The following is a 20,692-nucleotide window of genomic DNA, read 5'->3' as shown; positions in this document are numbered from 1 at the left end:
AGTGGTGAGCCTGACTGGTTCACCCGGACGCAGGCGGACTTTTTCGGCGACCGCGATAATGCGGCGCTGTCCGTCCGCAAATGCCTTGAGCATGCGGACCGGGTCAGCGTCTCCAGGCAGCCCGCACTGCACTTCGAGCGCCTCCCGCGTAATCGCACAGGCGACCTCGCTGTGATGTCCGGACAGCCGGAACGAAATTTCATGTCGGTCTGCCGCAGTGTAGATTGCGCCCGCGTTTGCTGGAGGCGAGGTTTGCGGTTGAGGGAGACGCAGACGTGCCAGACGGTTAGTTGCATGTTTGTATCGACACGGACTTCCAGAGTGAGCCTTTATGGGAGACGACATTCACAACCATGCGAAAGCGCGGTCACCCGATACTGCGTGCCGCTGTCGAAGACGGCGACTACCCACCCTATCGGGTGCCCGTTGAGCGGACAGAGCGGATCGCTCTGGTAGGCCTGCGAGGTGCCGGGAAATCTACCCGAGGGCGGATGCTTGCTGAAGAAAGAAAATGTTGCTTTGTGGAGCTCAGCCGCCTGGTAGTGGAAATAGCCGGATGTCCGGTCCCGGAAATTTATGCGCTGTACGGCGAGGCAGCCTATCGGAGGTATGAGCGCAGGGCGCTCGAACACGCCATCGAGAAATATCCTCGCGCAGTAATCGCGGTGCCCGGCGGCCTCGTTGGCGAAAGCGAGACGTACAAAGTCGTACTTAAGCATTGCTTCACCGTTTGGCTAACCGCCAGCCCGGACGATCACATGTCTCGGGTCATCTCGCAAGGCGACCTGCGTCCCATGGTCGGCTACAACGAGGCGACCGACGACCTGCGTCGTATCTTGGCGTCGCGACGCGACAAGTACGCCCTCGCGGATGTTACGCACGACACCAGTAAAACGGCCTTGGTTGAAACGTATCTCGCTTTACGCGACCGAATCGAACAAACCCAGATTGAGTGGAATTCGAAGGCCACCGCGGACACATCCAAAGCGTCACACGGAGACGACTCCCGACGCAGTGTCAATAGAATTGTGACCGCGTAGTTCGACGCAGTTCGGATGGCGCTGTCACGTTAAATTGTTCGCGGCGCAATAGCGGAGTGGACAAACGCTCGCTCAGAAAACGGACGGATCTTGGGTGGCCTCAGTGAAACGATGCCAGGCGGCAAAGCGTGTGGCGAGCTGTTTGCGATAGAGTGAGGCGCGTATCAAGTGTCGCTTGAGCGCGAAGTGCTGCCGGATCGGACCGAAGCTCGATAGGAAAGCCTGTGTGCGTTCAGGATCGCGGAAGCCGCGCATGCGTCGCTCGCGTTCGCGCGTCGGCTGATGACTGTTTTCCGCCCGGTTATTGACCCGCGCGCTGGCTTTGACGAAGACGTGCTTGACGTGGGCAAGTTCGGGAATCTCGGCTTTCGCCGCCGGATAGCTGCGCAGCTGGTCGGTCACGATCCTGCGCGGTGCCTCAGCACACGAGGCAAGCACGCGCTCGAAAAACCGCTTCGCTGCAGCCTTGTCGCGGCGCTTCTGTAGCAGGATATCGAGTTCGGCACCATGTTGATCGACGGCGCGCCACAACAGGTAAGGCTCGCCGCGCAACGTCACAAATACTTCGTCAAGGTGCCACGTGGTGCCGGGCCTGCGACGCGCCGCTTTCACACGGTGTGCGAAGCCAGCACCGAACTTATCGCACCAGCGTCGGACCGTTTCGTAGCTGACGATAACCCCGCGCTCGAACAGCAGTTCTGCGATATTACGCAGGCTGAGCTGAAACCTGAAATATCAGCGTATCGCGCAACTGATGACCGCCGCCGGAAAGCGATGGCCGTGGTAAAGCGATTTTGCATTCTTCATCATCCGATCTTACTCGACCATCTCTGCGACGTGACAGTGCCGGCGCAACACGAGAGGCTCCGCGCCGCGATCGGATAAAGGCGGATCGCGCATCACCAGGAAGCGGCACTCGAGCGCAGCATCGGTCCGATCTCCGGGCGCCGTTGCGCGCCGTTCCGCTACGGATGTCATTCCATCATTACCACGTGTCCTACGGACGCTTCGCGATACTGTCTCAACGCTGGCGAGAAATCGGCCGGGCGCACGGGACTTCTGATTTCGTCCGCAGCGAGCTGACGTCGCCTGCTACGCTGCCTTGGATCGGCGATCGGCACCGCGGCCAACAGGCGCTTCGTGTACGGATGCTGCGGATTGCCGAACACCGCCTCGCGCGGTCCGATCTCGACGATCTCGCCGAGGTACATCACGGCGACGCGATGACTGATGCGCTCGACCACAGCCATGTCGTGCGAGATGAACAGATACGCGAGTCCCATGCGTGCCTGCAGATCGAGCATCAGATTGACCACCTGCGCTTTCACCGACACGTCCAGCGCGGACACCGCTTCGTCCGCGATGATTAGCTTCGGCTCCAATGCGAGCGCGCGCGCGATGCAGATTCGTTGCCGCTGACCGCCGGAAAACTCGTGAGGATATCGGACCGCCATATCGGGCGACAGTCCGACCTGGCGCAGCAGTTGGATCGCCTGTGCGTGCGCCTCCTGCTTGCTCGCCAAGCCGTTCGCCACCAGCGGTTCCGCGATGATCGCGCCGACCGTGACGCGCGGATTGAGCGACGCGAACGGATCCTGGAAGATCATCTGGATCCCGCGCCGTTGCGCGCGTCTGCGCTCGCCCTTGAGCTTTAGCAGATCGATGCCTTCGAGTTCCACCGAACCTGCGAGCGGCTCGTTCAGGCAGATCAGCGAGCGGCCGGTCGTCGATTTTCCGCATCCCGATTCGCCGACCAACGCCAGGGTCTCGCCCGGCTGCACGGCGAACGAGATGTTCTCGACCGCGTGCACGCGTCCCTTGACCTTGCCCAATAGCCCTGAGCGAATATCGAAACGGGTCGTGAGGCCGCTCACCTTGAGCACCGGCTGCGTGCCGGCGCGCACCGTGTCGGGCGATTCAGCCGGCACGTCCGAGCGACCCGTCTCGCGATTCACCACCGGAAAACGCAACGGCACTTTGCGTCCCGTCATCGATCCCAGCCGAGGCACCGCCGACAGCAGCGCGCGTGTGTATGGTTCGGCCGGCTCGCGGAAAATCGTCTTGGTGGTGTTCAACTCCACCTGCCGGCCGTCGAACATCACGACCACCCGATCCGCGATCTCGGCGACCACGCCCATGTCGTGAGTGATGAACAGCACCGACATGCCCTCTTCTTCCTGCAGGCTCTTGATCAGATCGAGCACCTGTGCCTGGATCGTCACGTCGAGCGCGGTCGTCGGTTCATCGGCGATCAGCAGTTTCGGCTTGCATGCCAGCGCCAGCGCGATCATGACGCGCTGACGCATGCCGCCCGAGAACGCATGCGGATAGTCGCGCACACGCGATCCGGCGGCGGGTATGCGCACTTTTTCGAGCAGACGGATCGACTCCGCATGGGCTGCGCTCTTTGACAGACCGCGATGCAGCGTCAGCGATTCGGCGATCTGAAAGCCAATCGGCAGGACCGGATTCAGCGACGTCATCGGCTCCTGAAAAATCATGCCGATCTCGCTGCCGCGAATCTCGCGCATGGTCGGCAGCCCAAGCAATTCCCGGCCGTTGAGCTTGACGCTGCCTTGGATTCGGCTGGTCGCGCGGCTGGTCAACTGCATGATCGAAAGCGCCGTCACGCTCTTCCCCGATCCCGATTCGCCGACGATCGCGAGCGTTTCTCCCGGCGCGATGTCGAATGAAATGCCTTGCACGACGGAGCGCCAGACGCCGCCTACGCGAAATGAAGTCGACAGATCCGTAACCGACAAAACCGGTGCAGTCATGAGCGTTCTTTCCTGTGATGGATCACCTTGTGCCGATCCGTAATCCAAACGTCTTCGGTATCGCCGCGGCGACGCGCGGAATGAATCCCGCGCTCCGGCCAAATTCCTCGGCTTCCTCGCAACCCAGAATGCCCCAGCGGACGAAGCGTCCGCCGACGTAGCGAAACGGTTCGGGCGGCAGCGACTGCGGCTCGCGCGTGCACAGCGGCAGATTGCTCCAGTCGTCTTTCGCATCGAGCACGAGCGACGCCAGACATTGCCCGCCGATGTAGGTCGGATTGACGCCGTGCCCGGAATAACCGCAGCCGTAGTGAACCCGCGTGCCCGGCACCGTGCGGAAGAACGGCAGTCGATCGAACGAGACGTCGATACCGCCGCCCCATACGCGATCGATCGCGACATCGGCGAAAGCGGGCAGCAGCCGGCGCAAGCCGCGCTCGGCGCGGCCAGCCGACGCGACGTCGGTGGTCAGAAGCGGATTGGCGGTGTTGCCGCCGAAGCTGATCGGTCCGGAGCCGGAGCCCATCAGCACGCGTCCGTCGATCGTCTTGCGGAAGTAATGCACGAACATGCGCAGATCCGCGATGCCTTCGTTTCTGTTCCAACCCATCTCGCTGAGCTTGTCCGGTGCGGGCTGCGTCATCAGCGCGTACGACGAGAACACCGTCATCAGCGGCGCGACTTCCTTGCGCTTCGCCAGCTCGATGTTGGTCGCCAGCACGACTTCCTTCGCGACGATCTCGCCATTCGGACACACCACGCGGTTGGGCGTCCCGGCGTCGATCCGTGTCATCGGCGTGTTCTCGAACACCTGCACGCCAGCGGCGATCGCCGCGCGCCGCAGTTCGCGCGCAAGCCGCGCGGGCTGCACGTTGGCGCCTTCGGGAAAATACAGGCCGCCGCGAAACACGGGCGATCGGCAATGTTCTGCGACCTGCTCGGGACTCAGCGGCAGGACGCTGTCCGGCACGCCGAGATGGCGCGCCGTGTCGACGTAGGTCCTGAGCTTGGCGTCCTGCGCGGGCGCGGCGGACACGCGCACGTTGCCGCTCTCGCGCCACCAGACGTCGCGTCCGGCCGCCGTAGCGAACGCGCGGATCGCATCCTGCGCGCGCGTGCCCGCGCGGGCGACGGCCAACGCGCCGTCCGGTCCGATGTTGGCGGCCATCCCGGCGAGCGACGCCCAGTAGCCGTGAACCTTGCCGCCGTTCTTGCCGCTCGCGCCCGAACCGCACAGCGACGCCTCGATCAGTGCGACCGACAGATGTGGCGCGCGCTCGCGCAGCGCGAGCGCGGTCCACAGTCCCGTGAACCCGCCGCCGACGATCGCGACATCGACCGTGAGCGGTCTGGACAGCGAGGGCGCGTCCGGCTGCGCGCGTTCGTTGCGCAGTGCCTCTTCGAACCACCACGAAGGATCGTGTGGCGTAGCGCTGGATGAATGCATGTTGTTCGCCATGACTCGTTGAGCGGAGGAACGGAAAACCGAATGTCAAACGAAGGGTCTCAGACCACCGCCTGAACCTGGATTTCGACGAGGATGCTTTCGTGCGCGAGCCGCGATTCGACCGTCGCGCGAGCCGGCGGCTGCACGCGATCGACCCAGGCTTCCCACGCCTCGTTCATCTCGGCGAACTGCGCAATGTCCTTCAGCCAGATATTGGCGACGGCGATGCGCGTCTTGTCCGTGCCGACCGCGGCCAGATAGTCGTCGATCTGAGCGAGGATGTCGGCGGTTTGCGCCTTCACGTCGCCGTCGCGATTGCGCGCGGTCAGGCCCGACAGAAACGCGAAACCGTTGGCAACCAGTGCCTTGCTGAGCCGTCCCGTCACGTCGTGGCGCTTGATCGTCTGAGTCATCGGAAAACCTCTCCTGGGTTGAGAAATCATGGAAGCTCGCAGCGCACATCGAGTCGCTCGGCGCGGGCTAAACGTGTGAATCACGAATGTTGATGATCCAGAGCACCTTCGCCTCGTCCTGCCAGGGATTGCTGATGTGATGCGCAATCGTGCTCCTGAACTGGAAGCTGTCGCCTTCCCTGATTTCGAGCGTTTCGTTGCCGATCGTCAGCGACACCTTGCCGGACAGCACGTACCCGCCCTTGTCGCCGGGACCGGTCAGCACATCGTCGCTTTCGGCGTTGGGCGGCAGCGTGAGGATCATGAAGCGAAGCTCGTCGTTGTCGGTCGGCGACAGCAGCTCCTTGGTGAACTGGTTGGTGCCGGAAATGATGCGCGGCCGGTTCTCGCGCCGGCGCACGTAGGGCGAGTCGCGCGTGGCGGCCGCGCCGTCGTCTTCGAGAAACGCCCAGAGCGTCACGCCCAGCACCGCGCGCAGCTTTTGCAGCGTGTTGATCGACGGATTGGACTGCCCTCGTTCGATCTGGCTGATCCGGCCGGCGGACACACCCGAGCTGCCGGCCAGTTCGGTGATCGTGAGGCCGCGCACCGTGCGCAGGTGCTTGAGCCGCCGACCGATCTCGATCGACTCCGCGCGTTCATCGCCGTCATCGGTGTCGGACTCGCCGAGTCTTGCTGTCGTCATTTGTTGAAGCCTTAATTCATTTTATTGAATTTTAAGCGTTGCAGAGTTGGTTGCGGGCTCGACGCGCAAACATCGCGGCTCGACCAGATACCCCGTCCATCTTATCTCACGGCGTCTTGCTGGCAATTCAGGGTTTTCCATGTCGTCACACTTCTTGACACCAATTTTTAATTTATTGAAACTGGCCCAGTCACCCAATGCTGCAGCATCGATGCCGTGTCCAACCAGAGAGACGTGATGAAAAGAGTGCCAAACACCCAAGCAACGATCGAAACGGATGCGGTCTCGCTCGATCGACGCAAATTCCTCGGTCAAAGCGTCGGCGCTCTGATGGGCTTGTCCGCCTGCTCGCTGCCGGCCTTCGGCGCCGACGTAAATGCGCCCGCGCCGGGCAAGCGTTCGGGCGTGGTGGTCGTCGGCATGTCGCAGGAACCGACCGCCTTCAATCCGCTGATGCCGGGCGTCGAGTGCGACGAGGTGATCTGGACCAACGTGTTCAGCACGCTCTGGTCGGCCGAACCGGACGGCTCGCTGCGTCCCGATCTCGCCGCCGAGATTCCGAGCGAAGCCAACGGCGGTATCGCCGACGGCGGCAAGACTTGGACCGTCAAGCTGCGCAACGACGTGCTCTGGCACGACGGCACGAAGTTCACCGCCGACGACGTCAAATATTCGATCGAACTGATCAACGCGCCGGGCTTCCGCTCGCGCGCGCGCATCGGCCACAACCTCGTCAAGGACATCGTCGTCAAAGGTCCGTACGAGATCACCTGGCACATGGAGCGCGCCTATTCGCCGTATTTCGCGCTGCTCGCCAATACGCAGGTGGTGCCGAAGCACATCCTCGGAAAAGCGTCGGATCCGAACACCGCGCCGTTCAACAGCGCGCCGGTCGGCACAGGTCCATTCAAGTGGGGCACGCGTACGCCCGGCGACAACATCACGCTGGTGGCCAACGAGCGCTATCACGGCAAAGGCCCGTTCCTCGAGAAGGTCGTACTGAAGTACATCCCGGATCTGACCGCGCTCTACACGCAGTTCCGCACCGGCCAGGTGGACTTCGTGCCCGTGCCAGGCATTCCGGCCAACTACTATCAGGAAGCCTCCCGCCTGCCGGGCCGCAAGGTGGCGCTCTCGAGCAACGGCAATCTGGAAGTCGTGATGCCGAACCTCGAGAGCAAGGCCTTCGCGGATAAAGCCGTGCGTCAGGCGCTGTACGCGGCGCTCGACAAGCAGGCGATCATCGACGCGATCTACTACGGCGTCATGAAGCCGACGGAATCATTCATTCCGATGGAGTCGTGGGCCTATTTCAACGGGCTGCCGAAGCAGAGCAAAAACACCGCCGCGGCCAATAGGATGCTCGATGCGGCCGGGTGGACGAAGGGTTCTAACGGTATGCGCAGCAAGAACGGCGTGCCACTCACCTTCGAGATGTCAACCACCACCGGCAACGTGCTGCGCGAGCAATGTCAGCAGCTGATCATGCAGGACTGGCAGGAGATCGGCGTGTCGATGAAGATCAAGAACATGCCGGCCGCGATCATCTGGGGCGAGTTCTATTCGCGCTCGCAGTTCCAGTCGCTGCTGGTCGGCACGTCGTTCAGAACCGGCGCGGATGCGGATCCGGCCAACCGCTTCAGTTCGAGCGCGATCCCGTTGAAGGGCGGCAGCGGCGGCAACTACATGCAGTGGTCGAACCCGGCCGCTGATAAGCTGATGGCCGACGGCGAAGCGACCTTCGATCCAGCCAGGCGCAAGGACATCTATCGTCAGCTGCAGATCATCGTGCGCGAGGAATTGCCGATCCTGCCGCTCTTCCAGTACTCGTTCATCGAAGGCATGAAAGACAACCTGCTCGGCTATCGACCCAACGTGAACCAGCGCCAGAACTGCTGGAACATGAACGAATGGTCGTGGAAGAAGAAGGTATAGCGATCGATCAGTCAGGGGACCGGACTCATGCTGCCTTTTCTTGCCCGTCGCGCCATCCATTCGGCGATTCTGCTGCTGATCGTCTCGGTGATCGGGTTCGTCATCCTGCATCTTGCGCCGGGCGGCCCGCTCTCGCAGTTCGCGGCCTCCGGCGATATGAGTCAGGCCGATCTCGATCGCCTGTCGGCGCAGCTCGGCCTCGATCGTCCGTTGCCCATCCAGTATCTGGAGTGGTTGGTGCGCATGCTTAAGGGCGACTGGGGTCTGTCGTATCGCGATCAGCACGCCGTCACGTCGATCATCGCGTCCCACATCGGCGCGACGCTCGAACTGATGTTCTGCTCGACGCTGCTCGCGATGTTCATCGGCGGGTGCATCGGCATTCTCGGCGCGGTGCGGCGCTATTCACTGTTCGATTCGCTCGCGACCGTCGGCGCGATGATCGCGCTGTCCATTCCGACGTTCTGGTTCGGGATCGTAGTCATCTATGTGTTCGCCGTGCATCTAAACTGGTTGCCGGCCGGCAACCGCATGACCGAAGGCGACGGCTCGTTTTTCGACTACGTGCATCATTTGATCGGACCGTGCATCGTGCTCGCGTTGGTGACGACGGCTGTGTGGAGCCGCTACATGCGATCGTCGATGCTCGAAGTCATCAACCAGGATTACATCCGCACCGCGCGCGCCAAAGGCGTGCCGGAATATCAGATCGTGATGCGTCACGCGTTGCGTAACGCGCTGTTGCCGATGATCACGATCACAGGTCTGCATGTGCCTACCCTGCTGTCCGGTGCGCTGGTGACGGAAACGGTGTTCACTTGGCCAGGCATCGGCCGACTGTTTTTCGATTCGATCAGCTATCGCGACTATCCGACCGTAATGGGCATCCTGATGTTCAGCGCCGTTCTCGTGCTGCTCGGCAATCTGCTCGCCGATCTGCTCTACAGTTTCGCGGATCCCCGAATCGCGGGCGATCGTCGATGAGTGAGACACCCACCGTGGCCACCAAACCGTCGATCACCAACTCCGCCAAGGGTGTCGGGATGAGCCCGGCGCTGCGCCGCTTCTGCCGGCACAAGCTGGCGATTCTCGGCGCGCTTTGCATCGTCCTGATGGTGCTCGCCTGCGTCGCCGGTCCATCGCTGCTCGCGTTCGCCGACACGTATATCGACATCCGCCATCGGCTGATGCCACCGTTCTCCGGCGCGCATATTCTCGGCACCGATCCGCTCGGCCGCGACGTGCTCGCGCGGCTCTTGATGGCCGGCCGCATTTCGATGTCGATCGGTTTCGTCGCCATGTTGATCAGCATGGTGATCGGCGTGTGCGTCGGCATGATCGCAGGATACTTCGGCGGCGTGATCGGCAATGCGCTGATGCGGCTGGTCGACGGCGTGCTGTGCTTTCCTTCGATCTTTCTGCTTCTCGCGATCTCCGCAATCATCTCGCCGTCAGTACCGTCGATCGTCTTTCTCATCGCGATCACGTCGTGGATGGAAGTCGCGCGCGTCGTCGAGGCGCAGATACGGTCGCTTAAGACGCGCGACTTCGCGCTGGCTGCAATGTCGATGGGATCGTCGCACTCGCGCATCATGTTCCGCGAGCTGTTGCCCAACGCGGCCGCGCCGATCGTCGTCGCGGCGACGCTGAACGTCGCTTACGCGATTCTGGCGGAGAGCTACATATCTTTCCTCGGCTTCGGCATCCAGCCTCCCACGCCGAGTTGGGGAAACATGCTGGACAACGCGCAGACCTATTTGACGAGCGCACCGTGGCTCGGGATCGTGCCCGGTCTTGCGATCACGCTGGCGGTGACGAGCTTCAACTTCGTCGGAGATGGACTGCGGGATGCGCTCGATCCTCGGAATGAGATGTAGAGCGTCGACGGATCTCGCCGATGCACCGATCCGTGCGGCGCTACGATTCAAGGGCTCGATGTGTTGTAGCATCCGCGCTTCTTCGGCAGCCGAATGGTATTTCACATCGTCGCAAGTGGAGACGATCGCATCGACGGCGACGGGCGTCGTGATAGGAGAGATTCGAGTTCACGCATCTGCCGGCAAGATCGCAATCTTCTCGTGAAGCCGCACGGTCTTCACGTCGAAAGCGGTCGGACTGGCGGTCAGCGGTTTCGATCTCGACGGGATGTCGTTGAGCGCTTTCCTTGATCCGCTGCTGACGCTTGTCAAACTAGCCAGCAGTGTATTTTCGGTTCTGGTGCAAATAAGCTGATTGGACCGGTTAAAGTAGCGATCCAATCAATCTGGTGAGCGGCGATGAGCAAGGGGAAGAGCGAGCGCCAATGGATTCTGGAGGGTGAGCTGAGCAAACCGTAGCGGGCTGGTGCCGTTCGTAGGCGTAACGACCGCCGAAGGTTCGATGTTCCACTGCGTCCACGAACTTTTGACAGAGACCATCCTGAAGAAATTGCGGGCGCCCATCCTTGATATTTACTTCCAGTTTGCCGGCGTTGAACGTTCCGACAAACACAACCTTCTTCGCCGCGTGCGAGATGTTTATAAAACCACCAAGCCGCGCCCGCAGGTTGCACAGTTTCGCCATCCGCCAGCCAGCAATTTTACTCGTTGGGTTTTAACCCATCCTTCGCATATCATTCGGCCGGCTGCCGCGAGATGCGGGGCGTAGGCGACCCCGGATGTTGTCCGCAACAGGTGGCTTCGCTTTCAATCATGGCTCCCCGTCCACTATTTATTCCGCTCCCTCGCGCCCAGTATGCCGGGCTGTCCCTTGCTCAGCCATTGCTCGCCTCGCCAGCATACCCAACGTGTGCATCTCCTTCTCAACGTCCGGGGTCCACAGACGTCCATAGTTAAGCCGGATGTGACGGCGAAATTCGCGGCTGCAAGAAAAGATTGCACCAGGTGCTATCGCGATTTCGTGCGCTTCCGCCATCTCGAACAATTGCACTGCCTCGACTCCCTCCGGAAGTTCCACCCATAGAAAGAATCCGCCCGGCGGCCGGACCACTAATGTCCCATTGGGGAAGTACCTGACGACGGCCGCTACCATTCGGCTCTGAAGGGACGCCAGTTCGCGACGCAATTTGCGTAGAAGCCGGTCGTAGTCGCCGTGCTCAAGGTAGTCGGCAATTGCACATTGCACGGGCACAGACGCCGGGGCCATCGTCAGCCAGCGCGCGTGCTCAATGCTCGCGGCGTATCGCCCCGCCGCTACCCAACCGAGGCGCAGTCCGGGCGCCAGGCTCTTCGAAAACGAACCGCAGTGCAGCACTAGGCCGTTAGAATCGAAGCGTTTTGCCGGATACGCGGGCGTCAAGCCAAAATGCAGTTCGCGGAATACGTCGTCCTCGATCAGCGGCACGCCATGCTTTGCCAGCAACTTTACGAGCGCCTCCTTCCGTTCATCGGAGAGCGTCGCGCCGGTAGGTTGGTGCAGCGTCGTCATAAACCAGCAAGCCCGTACCGGATGCTGCCGCAACGCCTCCGCTAATACGCCGAGGTCGAGTCCACGGTGTGGATCGACAGGGATTTCCACGGCCTTCAGATGCAGGCGCTGGACTGCATCGTGCACAGCATGGAATGCGGGCCGTTCTATTGCGATGGTGTCGCCGGGTCGCGTCAGAACCTGCAGACAGAGTATCAGTGCATCGAGCGCGCCACTCGTCACAATAACCTCATCGATTGGAACGGTTACCCCTGTGACAATGTAGCGCAGGGCGATCTGGCGACGCAGATCTGCTTCCGCCTTTCCTGCCACCAAGGCATTCCGGGAACTCGACATCCTCCGAGTCGCCGCAGTCAACGAGCGTGAGATCCGCCCAAACGGAAACAGCTGGGCGCTTGGCTCCGAGGAGCCAAGCGCCGGATGCGCGCATCGACGTTGAGCCTTCATGAAGCGGATAATCAGGCTGTCGCCATCAACCTCGTCAATACTGCACTTTGAAATGATTGGTAGTGGTTTCGTTAGCGCAGGCCGACTTGCGACGAAATAACCCGACCGAGGTCTTGCTACGATCAGGCCGCGTCGTTCGAGCGTGTAGTAACCCTGGAAAATCGTTGAAGGGCTGACGCGGTACGAACTGCTCGCCTGGCGCACCGACGGGAGCCGCACGCCGGGCTCAAGCGTACCGTTCGCAATCAGGTTTTCGAACTCTGCCGCTAGTTGGAGATAGCGCTTCATTACTATGTCATGCTAATTAATTAGAGTCGACTCAGGTTGTTCTTGTTGCGGGCGGGATGCCTCATTCAGAAGTTTCGGACCCGCCAGCCAAGCACGGTTGCTGCTCCCCCCGACTTTGAGGACGGGGCGTTTGCCGTCTGGAGAAATGCCTTCAACTGGCTGGCGCCGAGTGCACGGCTGTAAAAGAAACCTTGCCCGAATTCGGCTCGGCTTGCCCGCGCGACATTGTGATGCGCCATGTTCTCGATGCCTTCGACCACGACCACAGCGCCCATCTCATGGCCCATGCTTGTCAACGCACTGATCTGTCCGGAGCGTTCATCGGGATCCATTCCCAGCACATCCCTGTCGATCTTCACCATCTCAAAGCTCATGCCTGGCGGCAGTTCAAGTCCGACATCAGTGGAACGCAAGCCCGACAGGGCAAAACGCATTCCTTTATCACGCGCCTGTGCCATCATCGGGATGAGACGTTTTTTGAACTTCCTCGCGCTGTCTGCCCCGATCTTCAGTATTAGCGGTGGAAGACCGAGGGAGCCAACGTCACCCATGTCCGCGATGAACGCGGAACTTACCAGGTAAGAAGCGGGAGCGGTTACGCCCAGGTAGAGCGATTTCGGAGCGCCGATTTCCCGCAGATCCTCAGCGGCACGCGACAGGACGAATCGCGTCATGGGCCCAATCAGGCTGCTGCTCTCAATGAACTTCATGTAGTGGGCCGGCCCCAGCGCGCCATATTTCTCGTTTTCCCATCGCAGTAACGCTTCGATGCCGACACACCTGGCCCGCCGCACGCCAACGACAGGTTGATACTCAACATGGAACCGGCCTCGACGCAGCCCTGCACGCGCTGCACGCAGCAGGGACTTATCGTAGCGAAACCACCTTTTGAGGGCCCAACCGACAAGAACGACCAGGACCGCCACCAGAATCGGCCACAATATAAATCCTAATATGGTCCATACTGAGGTACGCTGCGTAGCAGTGCTCGCCGAAGGCTGCACCGAGACGAGTGTGTCGGTATCGATCGAAGGTGAGACTGCTTGTGTTTCACAACGCGTACCCAATGAGCAATCCGGAGGCGACATCGCCGGTGGTTCCGGCGACTGCTCCGCGCGGTCGAACCACGACGCGGGACCGGCCACAGCGTCAGAGGCCAAAAGGCCGTTTCGTTCTGCCGCCGCGTGGCCGCTGATATCCCACTTCACTTCCCTGAGCAGCCTCACCGCGTTCGGCCCCAAACTGGCCATCGCAGCAGCGGTGCCGGTCGCATCGCCACGCGTGTCGTCGAGCGAATCGCAAGTAATAGTCAGTAAAGACATCGGGCCGGCAACCGGTCCGGCAAGGGCGGCGGGAATAGCGGGCAACGGCGCAATAGACGCGCAGGCTGAGCCGAAGCGAATCGGGGGTGCCGGTGGTCCGGCAAGCAAGTCCTTCAATTGCTGCCAGACGTTGCCTTCAACCGTCAGACTGCGACTGGAGCCCGTGTCGGGCGGACCTGCAATAGCGAGTGAGGTGCCTGCGCAGGCGACGAGCATGATTGCCATACCTCGTCTCCAGGCCCGGCGGGGCGCGATGACCGCGGCGCATCTGACAGTTGAAACTGGGAACCGAGATGCCATTGATTTATCGTTAAAAATTCGGCTTAAAAAATCGCTATCGATTGGACCGCTACACGCAGGCGAAACATCGGAAGAACTGGAAACTGTCTGGGGCGCACTTTGCCAGCGTGTGCGCGTTCGCAATAGAAGCAGATTGCAAAAGAATGGCCGTATCAGATTAAAAAGGGGCATTCTTCTAACATCGGGTGTGTGTGCTACCGGGGCTGGTCACATGCCCGCAATGGTGTTATCCGTGAGGAGGACAAGTTGAAACGGTACGAGCGGCTGGCCGACCAACTCAGTGGGCTCATCAAGCGCGGTGATCTGCCACCCGGCGCGCGTATCCCTTCGGTGCGCGCGGCGTGCAAGGCTTGGGGCGTGAGCCCCGCGACGGTATTTCGTGCCTATTACCTGCTCGAAAGTCGGGGCTTGATTAAAGCGCGCCCGCGTTCTGGCTATTTCGTGTCGCCGACTGCCATAAAATTGGCGCGGCCAACGCCCGAGACCTCGCCGGGCACCGACCCGAAGACCGTCAATATCAGCGACCTTGTCTTTGAGGTCCTCAAGACGATCAGGCAGCCCGAGACTGTCCCACTTGGTTCAGCGTTCCTGAGCCCTGCGCTGTTTCCGATGGCGCGCGTCGGAAAGTCGTGCGCGACGGTCAATCGTTCAACGGACCTGGCCAGCATGGTCGACGGACTGCCACCAGGGCACGAAGGATTGCGCCAGCAGATTTCGTTGCGTTACCTGATGGCGGGGATGACGGTGCCTGTCGACGAAATAATCATTACGAGCGGTGCACTCGAAGCCTTGACACTAAGCGCCCAGTTGCTCGCCGCTCCAGGTGATGTGATCGTGATCGAAAAGCCGACGTTCTATGCAGCGCTGCAGGCTATCGAGCGTCTGAGGCTGAACGTAGTGGAGATTCCTGTAGACCCGGTGAAGGGGCATGATCTGGATGCGCTCGCGCGTGCACTGCAGCAACATCCGGTTCGCGCCTGCTGGTTCATGACCTCGTTTCACAATCCGACAGGGGTGACACTGGACGATTCCAGGAAGCAGGCACTGGTTGATCTGCTCGCCAGACACGACGTGCCGCTCATCGAAGATGACGTCTACAACCAGCTGCATTTTGGTCCGCACCCGGTGCGTCCGGCCAAATTCTTCGACCGGCAGGGTCTTGTCATCCATTGTGGATCGTTCGCGAAGTGCCTTGCGCCCGGATATCGTATCGGCTGGGCGGCTGCCGGCAGGTTCGCGGGCAGGCTGGAACACGCGAAATGGATGACCACGCTATCGGCCAGCATGCCAGCACAGCGCGCAATCGCGGACTATCTGGAGCACGGCGGCTATGAACGTTTCCTGCACAAACTACGACGCGAGTTGGCCCTTCAGCAATCGCAAATGCTCGACGCGATTAGCCGGTATTTCCCGGCCAGTACAATGGCGACGAGGTCTGACGGCGGCTATTTCACGTGGGTGGCGCTGCCGGATCACGTCGACTCGATATACCTCTTCCAGGCTGCGCTCAGCCGTGGCATCAGTATCGCGCCCGGACCCATCTTCTCTGCGGATGGCGCCTTTCGACACCATGTGCGTCTGAACTATGGATACCCGTGGTCGGCACGGCTCGATAAAGCGGTCGCGACACTCGGCGCCCTGTGCGCCGATGAATCGAGTTGCGGCGCAAAGCTGGCTGGTCCGGTTCAGACGGCATGACACGGGCGTCGATCTCAACCCGGCACGCTGGCCGGTGAATCGTGAAGCTCATGCACGACGATACGCGCCTTGCCGGCGACTTTCGCACGATACATCGCGGCATCCGCCGCGCGTAACAGGGCTTCCCCACTCAATGACTCTACCTGGCCGCGCAGTAGCATGCCGATACTCGCCGATAGCCGTACGACCTTCGCCCCGAACGTTATGGGCTGGCTCAATGTCAGCAGGATTGCACGTGCAATTCTCTCCAGTGCAGTACGATCGATTTCAGGGCCAGTCAGCAGCACCGTGAACTCATCCCCGGCATGCCGCGCAACCAGATCCCGGCCACGCACGCAGCGGCTGATCCGGCGCGCGGTTTCAACCAGTACTTCGTCGCCGCACTGATGCCCGTATGTATCGTTCACAGCCTTGAAGCCGTCCAGGTCGATAAACATGATGGCAGCGACACCGTCGCCTCCTGCTGCGCATGCTTCCTCCAGCCTGTCGAAGAACGAGCGTCTGTTAGGCAGGCCGGTCAGCGCGTCGTGGAACGCCTGATGCCGCAGGCGATCGAGCAACGCCGTTCGCTCCGTCACATCCTGCACCAGCAGGTAGTACCCGTCAGCCGCCTGATCGTGGACGCGACGCGGCACCAGCACACCACGCAGGACACGTTGACTCCCGTTAAGCGTCGCTCCAACCTCGTACTCGACCCTTTCGCCGTTGAGCGCGCGTTGGACGTAGGGCTCGATGGCAGCAAAATAGCCAGCGTCGAGAACCTCATGGGCGAGCCGTCCCACGATCACCTCCGGGTCCAACCCAAACCACTCACGATAGGTTGAGTTGGCGAACCGATAACGTCGCTCACCGTCGACATAAGCGACCAGCACCGGCAGATTGTCAGCGATGGCGCGCAAATCCACGCGCGTAGCTCCCAATTGTCGCTCGGCGGTCGTCAGCTGCTCATGCGACCTGCGCAGAACTTCCGAGGCCTCATGGGCTGCCCGATGCAACGCAGCCTCTCGCGCATCGCGCGCGGCTTTTTCCCGTTGCTCCGCCTGGGTATCGTGAATGACAAACAGCCAGCCTCCGTCGTGGGTCGACCCCGCCTGCTTAAGTGCCACCTGCACTCGCGCTGGCTTACTTTGCTTGTTGCGCAAGCGGAACGTTACGTCCAGCGTCAGTACCTCGACCCCGCGGCCACGACTGAGTGCCTGCACGACCTGTTCAAGCTTGGTCCGGTCGCTCGCACCCAGCAGATCGAGTGCGTTCGTTTTTGTCAGCGGAGCGCGCGAGTGCGCGAAGAATTTCACGCAGGCATCATTCAAGTGCCGCCACTCCCAGTCCCTTCCGATATGCGCGATAGCGACCGGCGTCCGATGGAACGTCTCGACGTAAAGTGCATGCTGGGCCTGAAGCCGGTCGATCGCCTGAAGCACCTGCAAACGATCAGAGCTGTCCAGCTTGCGCAGGCCAACTTCGTGCTCGATCATTTGCCCCAGGTCTACTAGCATCTGACGCTGTTGGCGCGTGAAGCGCCGCGGCAACGAGTGCATCACGCATAGCATACCGATGGGTTTGCCGCACGGTAGACGCAGCGCAATACCTGCGAAAAAGCGGATCCCCAATTCGCTGGTTGCTAGTGGCCCCTGCGCAAGCTCCGCATCGGACAACGCATCCCTGACGACGAACGGTTCCTCGCATTGGAGCGTCCGGTTATAGTACGACTCCACATGGAATACGAGGTCCCGTTCGCACCCGCTTGCGCCTATGACTTCTGGCTGACCTAGTCTGTCGAGACATACGACGGATATTGGTAAGTTCAGCGCGCACGCGGCGACTCGGGTCACGCGCTCAAAGTACTGATCGTATTCGGTTTCTGGTGGCATGGTGGCGCTGGCTGGTTATCGTTGTTGCTGCTGCTGAGCATCCATGATGCTTTCGTCTTTCACGCTACATGCTCCGTTCCGGTCAGATTCTGTAACGCGCTTATCGACGTCTTCGCCGACGCAAACGCGCGAAACTGATCGATTGCCATCGGCTTCCCATACCAGTATCCCTGCGCGAGGTCGATTCCCGAGCGCTGCACCACATCGTGTTCCGCAGCGCTCTCCACGCCTTCCACGACAACTTTCGCACCAAGTGTATGCACCAACCCGGCTATTGACTTCAGAAACTGGATTCGCGCTTCGCCGCGCATGGCTAGAAATCTCCGGTCTACTTTCACGTAGTCGAACCGAAAGTCCGCGAGTAAGTCCAGATTGCTGACGCCAGTGCCGAAATCGTCGAGTGACAGGCGTACATCGCGTTGCCTCAAATGGCTAAGCGCCCTGACAACCCGCGGCGTACGCTCGACGCAACTGCGTTCGGTGAGTTCCAGAACGAGGCGCTCCAGCATCGGACCGGCGGACTCACAGATATCCTCGACAAAGCGGTATTCCATCAGATGCCGGGCGCAGATATTTACCGATATATGCCAGTGCGGAGCAAACGGCAGTTGGGTCAGTGCGCTATTCGCCTCGCGCAGCACGAAACGGGTCAACGCGCAGAGCAGACGCGTGCCTTCGAGTTCCCCAATGAACTGCCCGGGGCCCCCAGCTCCGAACTTTGGATGGTCCCACCGGAGCAGGGCTTCCATGCCGACGCAATGTCGCGTGCGCATGTCCACAATGGGCTGATAGACAACATAGAACTCTCCGCGGCGAAGACCGATGCGCGCCGCGCGGCGCAATCTTGCTTTTGGACGAACCAGGTAACCAACGTACATAACCGCGAAGCAAGCCGATAGCGCGACAACCAGCACCACGGCGTCTCGAGATGCGATCAGGCTGGCCGCGAAGAAACCAGCCACGCTCAACGCGACAGCAACAGTCACCCTCACTTCAAGATGCCCGTCGAATACAGGTCGCAGCCGGCGCATTCGTGCTGTGCAACGTTGGAAAAATCGCATGAAGTTGCTTTCGCACCGTTATCTGTGTTGCGTACTATGACCTGACTGCGTTTGGAAAACGAGTAGCAGTTACGTATCAAAACATGCGTATCAGATTACCGGCACACGCGGGAAAGTCGGCGCGGCAGTTCGCTGAGCAGGCCTGTCTCTTTATTCGGCGGCTCACGCGCTCGCCTTAACCGTCAAGACGTTATGCGAGGCACGACGTATGAATGACCCCGGCGACTTTTCGTCAAGCGTCCCTTCGCCGAACCGGACGCGGTGCTCGAGTACTTTTCATGCTATAGCCAACGCCCCGCGATCTCCAACCAGCGCACGGTCGCATTCGATGAGTGCGGCGTGACGGGTTGTCGCGCAAGGCTGCTGCAAGTTTCGACACGATCACAGAAATCCGACATTTCTTGGCAGGAAGGTGAAAGAAGCGTAGTCAGCGCAAGTCTAATCTCCATTGATAACTACATCTCGTCAATGGCCCGCCGCTGCATGTGGAAGTATGTGCCGGGCGGGGGGCACCGCTGCAGTCTTGCCGAGCGGCTGACCGGGTTGCATGTGGCACGGGGACTGAAATCAATCATCATGTCCCGGCAGTGTTTCGGTTCATCTTTCAGAAAGAAGGAGCGAGTAAATGAGCGATCTAGTTGTTGTGAGTTTCAAAGGTGAAGACACTGCCGACCAGGTGTTGAACAAGCTTCAGCAGCTGCAGAAAGAGCACCTGATCGACCTTGAGGATGCCTGCGTCGTGGTCCGGGACGCGAAGGGCAAGATACACCTCAAGCAAGCCGTGGATCTCGTCAGGATCGGCGCGCTCAGCGGCGCCGCCTGGGGCGGTGTGTTCGGTGCGCTGGTGGGCTTGTTATTGCTCAATCCGCTCGTCGGACTGGCGACAGGCATGGCCGTCGGCGCCGGCGCGGGCGCGTTGTCGGGCGCGCTCTCAGACTATGGAATCGATGACGATTTCATGCGTTCGACAGGCCAGAACATCGAGGCGGGTTCGTCCGCGCTTTTCATCCTGGTGCGTCAGGTGAACTTCGACAAGGTTCTGCCGGAACTGAAACCTTTAGGTGGAAAGGTATTGAAGACGTCTCTGACGAACGACCAGGAGGAACGTCTGAGAAAGGCACTGGAGGGCTTGAACACCAGCGGCGTGGCCAGCTGAAAACCGTCCGGTGGAGGATGATATGAAAATGCAGGAAGCACCACTCGTCGCGCTCGCGGCGAGCGTCACGGCTATTCATGCGTCAGGCCGGGGGTCACCGCTCTCGCCCGAGTCCCGATGAATAGTCGCTGTGCGCGTGCTGCGGATGAGCGCGTGAAGGGAATGCCTGCGCCAAGAAATTTTTCCGCCGCCAAGCGGCCCTTGTCCCGTAGCGCCGATCACCGGATACTCATCGTGTATCTCCTTTCAAAAAGACACGCGCGGCGATGGCGCTTCTCATGCGCATCGATCGGGCACCGCCGCGCGACGCCGCGCTCTGTGTCCCTCGAGCACGAACCTGACCGCGAATCGACGTCCGATCTCTGCGCATACGCCTGTACGCGGATTTTGCGCCGATGGTGCCCGAGTGGGACAGCCAGATGAATGGCAAACGGCCTTCTACCTTCAGCCGAACAGGCACTAGACTTCAATCATCCGTGCGTGATCTCCGCACGAGACTTTCACGCGACGTGACTCCGTGACGACGTTCGCCACTCATGAGGGCAAGCCCATGTCGAAGTCCATTCAAACGGCCGAGCAGATTCGCGGCGAAACACAGCGGCGCGTCGAGCAGCTTGCAGCCGACGTCCCCCACCATTTGCGAGTTCGCGTGCCGCTGCCCGAGCGGCATCCGCCCGACGCCTCCGGCCGGAACTGGGACATGCTCGCGCTCAACGAGAGCGGCACCGACTATCTTCGACAGGTCAGGCGTGTCATCGAGGACATGCGTACTGAGTTCGTTCTGCCGGATTGAGACGAACGTGCGCCGGCCAGTGCGTTCAATAAC

The 20,692-nt window shown here is 60.8% G+C and carries 15 protein-coding genes and 2 pseudogenes; 7 read left to right on the top strand and 10 right to left on the bottom strand.

The window, feature by feature from the left end:
* The coding region (locus P0D80_RS42670) for a DUF1488 family protein (RefSeq protein ID WP_408292836.1) at window positions 1-345 on the bottom strand (345 nt) is incomplete at its 3' end.
* A gap of 86 nt (window positions 346-431) precedes the next feature.
* On the opposite strand from P0D80_RS42670, the pseudogene P0D80_RS42665 reads away from it, so the two are divergent.
* A pseudogene (locus P0D80_RS42665) lies at window positions 432-935 on the top strand (shikimate kinase); the annotation flags it as partial.
* A gap of 177 nt (window positions 936-1,112) precedes the next feature.
* On the opposite strand, the pseudogene P0D80_RS42660 reads toward P0D80_RS42665, so the two are convergent.
* From P0D80_RS42660 to P0D80_RS42640, 5 genes and pseudogenes are all read right to left on the bottom strand, one after another.
* Window positions 1,113-1,847, bottom strand: a pseudogene (locus P0D80_RS42660) (IS6 family transposase).
* A gap of 167 nt (window positions 1,848-2,014) precedes the next feature.
* Window positions 2,015-3,817, bottom strand: a complete 1,803-nt coding sequence (locus P0D80_RS42655) for an ABC transporter ATP-binding protein (protein ID WP_408292833.1) — start codon at window positions 3,815-3,817, stop codon at window positions 2,015-2,017.
* Window positions 3,818-3,839: 22 nt separating this feature from the next.
* Window positions 3,840-5,264 (bottom strand): NAD(P)/FAD-dependent oxidoreductase, encoded by a 1,425-nt coding sequence (locus tag P0D80_RS42650; RefSeq protein ID WP_408292830.1) that lies wholly within the window; start codon window positions 5,262-5,264, stop codon window positions 3,840-3,842.
* A gap of 59 nt (window positions 5,265-5,323) precedes the next feature.
* Entirely contained in the window at window positions 5,324-5,677 is a 354-nt protein-coding gene (locus P0D80_RS42645) for a RidA family protein (RefSeq protein ID WP_408292827.1), read from the bottom strand.
* Window positions 5,678-5,744: 67 nt separating this feature from the next.
* Complete coding sequence (locus P0D80_RS42640; RefSeq protein WP_408292823.1) at window positions 5,745-6,362, bottom strand: helix-turn-helix domain-containing protein; 618 nt, start codon at window positions 6,360-6,362, stop codon at window positions 5,745-5,747.
* 246 nt (window positions 6,363-6,608) lie between these two features.
* Here P0D80_RS42640 and P0D80_RS42635 point away from each other — a divergent pair, with 246 nt between their 5' ends.
* Genes P0D80_RS42635 through P0D80_RS42625 form a run of 3 tightly spaced genes read left to right on the top strand, consistent with a single transcriptional unit; the run spans window position 6,609 to window position 10,174 of the window.
* A complete protein-coding gene (locus P0D80_RS42635; RefSeq protein WP_408292820.1) occupies window positions 6,609-8,297 on the top strand; it encodes a peptide ABC transporter substrate-binding protein in 1,689 nt (562 codons plus the stop codon).
* Window positions 8,298-8,324: 27 nt separating this feature from the next.
* On the top strand, window positions 8,325-9,281 hold the full coding sequence (locus P0D80_RS42630; protein WP_408292817.1) for an ABC transporter permease: 957 nt from the start codon (window positions 8,325-8,327) through the stop codon (window positions 9,279-9,281).
* Window positions 9,278-10,174, top strand: coding sequence for an ABC transporter permease (locus P0D80_RS42625; RefSeq protein WP_408292814.1), 897 nt, complete (start codon window positions 9,278-9,280; stop codon window positions 10,172-10,174). The genes P0D80_RS42630 and P0D80_RS42625 overlap by 4 nt, the downstream gene beginning before the upstream one ends.
* A gap of 832 nt (window positions 10,175-11,006) precedes the next feature.
* On the opposite strand, the gene P0D80_RS42620 is transcribed toward P0D80_RS42625, so the two are convergent.
* Together P0D80_RS42620 and P0D80_RS42615 are read right to left on the bottom strand one after the other, a co-directional pair.
* Window positions 11,007-12,458, bottom strand: coding sequence for an aminotransferase-like domain-containing protein (locus P0D80_RS42620; RefSeq protein WP_408292811.1), 1,452 nt, complete (start codon window positions 12,456-12,458; stop codon window positions 11,007-11,009).
* A gap of 65 nt (window positions 12,459-12,523) precedes the next feature.
* Entirely contained in the window at window positions 12,524-14,005 is a 1,482-nt protein-coding gene (locus P0D80_RS42615) for an EAL domain-containing protein (protein WP_408292807.1), read from the bottom strand.
* A gap of 321 nt (window positions 14,006-14,326) precedes the next feature.
* On the opposite strand from P0D80_RS42615, the gene P0D80_RS42610 reads away from it, so the two are divergent.
* Complete coding sequence (locus P0D80_RS42610; RefSeq protein WP_408292842.1) at window positions 14,327-15,778, top strand: aminotransferase-like domain-containing protein; 1,452 nt, start codon at window positions 14,327-14,329, stop codon at window positions 15,776-15,778.
* 14 nt (window positions 15,779-15,792) lie between these two features.
* Here the strand turns inward: P0D80_RS42610 and P0D80_RS42605 are convergent, their stop codons facing one another.
* Together P0D80_RS42605 and P0D80_RS42600 are read right to left on the bottom strand one after the other, a co-directional pair.
* Window positions 15,793-17,493: a diguanylate cyclase domain-containing protein gene (locus P0D80_RS42605; protein WP_408292804.1), complete on the bottom strand. Its 1,701-nt coding sequence runs from the start codon at window positions 17,491-17,493 to the stop codon at window positions 15,793-15,795.
* A gap of 215 nt (window positions 17,494-17,708) precedes the next feature.
* Window positions 17,709-18,680: an EAL domain-containing protein gene (locus P0D80_RS42600; RefSeq protein ID WP_408292801.1), complete on the bottom strand. Its 972-nt coding sequence runs from the start codon at window positions 18,678-18,680 to the stop codon at window positions 17,709-17,711.
* Window positions 18,681-19,335: 655 nt separating this feature from the next.
* On the opposite strand from P0D80_RS42600, the gene P0D80_RS42595 reads away from it, so the two are divergent.
* Together P0D80_RS42595 and P0D80_RS42590 are read left to right on the top strand one after the other, a co-directional pair.
* The gene (locus P0D80_RS42595) at window positions 19,336-19,866 is read left to right on the top strand and encodes a DUF1269 domain-containing protein (RefSeq protein WP_408292798.1); all 531 of its coding nucleotides are present in this window, start codon (window positions 19,336-19,338) and stop codon (window positions 19,864-19,866) included.
* Between the two features lie 517 nt (window positions 19,867-20,383).
* Window positions 20,384-20,659, top strand: a complete 276-nt coding sequence (locus P0D80_RS42590) for a hypothetical protein (RefSeq protein ID WP_408292795.1) — start codon at window positions 20,384-20,386, stop codon at window positions 20,657-20,659.
* Window positions 20,660-20,692: the final 33 nt, after the last annotated feature.

Source organism: Paraburkholderia sp. RL17-373-BIF-A (genome assembly GCF_046030175.1).
In the GTDB taxonomy this organism is placed as follows: Bacteria; Pseudomonadota; Gammaproteobacteria; order Burkholderiales; family Burkholderiaceae; genus Paraburkholderia.
Note: the sequence above shows the minus strand (reverse complement) of the source record. Positions and strands in the feature narration are given on the sequence as shown.